The sequence below is a fragment of the Pseudomonas sp. NDM genome, assembly GCF_003105095.1.
Classification (GTDB): Bacteria; Pseudomonadota; Gammaproteobacteria; order Pseudomonadales; family Pseudomonadaceae; genus Aquipseudomonas; species Aquipseudomonas moraviensis_A.
In genome coordinates this window covers 1-815 of record NZ_QETJ01000332.1, presented here as the reverse complement: position 1 = coordinate 815, position 815 = coordinate 1, and the positions used below count along the sequence as shown (strand labels likewise).

General features: G+C 63.1%; 1 protein-coding gene. It reads right to left on the bottom strand.

The genetic code is table 11. The features are described 5' to 3' along the window. Window positions 1–56 precede the first annotated feature (56 nt). The gene (locus DCO47_RS26850; protein ID WP_116659289.1) at window positions 57–689 is read right to left on the bottom strand and encodes a TetR/AcrR family transcriptional regulator; all 633 of its coding nucleotides are present in this window, start codon (window positions 687–689) and stop codon (window positions 57–59) included. Between the last annotated feature and the right edge of the window lie 126 nt (window positions 690–815).

Below are 815 nucleotides of genomic sequence, written 5' to 3'. Positions count from 1 at the left end.
GGGAGCGCATTTCAAATGTGGTAGCGAGCCTGCTCGCGAAGGGGCCGGTGCATGCGCTAGGGATTTCTCTTCGGCAGGTACGTCGGTAGATACAGGCCGATATAGGCATCAAACACGCGCATCCCTTCCTCGGCCATGCGCGGGGTGATCTGCCCGTGCTGCTGCACCGAGCGGGCATACACCCGGTCGCCCAGTTCCATGGCCAGGGCAAACACATCGACATCGTCCGGCAGTCTCGGCAACTCGAAATGCTGGTCGAACAATTTGTGCATCAGGTCGCCCAGTTCCAGATCGTGCTGGCGGTCAGCCTGGGTCACTTCGGTCAGGCCATGTTGCGCCAGAATCAATTGCCGTGCGGCGGCATCCTGATCGTAGATCTCGAGCATGCGCTGTTCGACCAGTCGCGACAGATCTCGCCAGTCGCGCAAAGCATCATGATCGATCGGCGCTTGCAGGCAGGCGCGGAAGGCCGCGTGGACATCGGCGGTCAGCGCTTCGAGCAGCGCCGGGACGCTGGCGAAAAAGTGATACACGGAAGAGGGCGGAATCTGCGCGCGCTCGGCGACGCTGTAGATCGACAGGCTGGCCACGCCCTCGGCGGCCAGCAGCGTGCGCGCGGCGTCGAGTATCGAATCGATCCGCGCCTGACTGCGGGCACGGGGTTTGCGAACGGTGGCGGGACGCGTCATGGAAGTCTCCTGCGGGGCAGCGGGCATTGTACGCGGAGCGCCCATCCCGAATGCAATACGATCCCTGTGGCGAGCTCCCTCGCCACAAAGGGAAAGCAATCAGGCATAAAAAAGCGCTGCCGGCTG

What these genes read in the sequence shown, in the direction of transcription:
- DCO47_RS26850 (WP_116659289.1), bottom strand. Translation starts at nt 689, where the DNA reads ATGACGCGTCCCGCCACCGTTCGCAAACCCCGTGCCCGCAGTCAGGCG.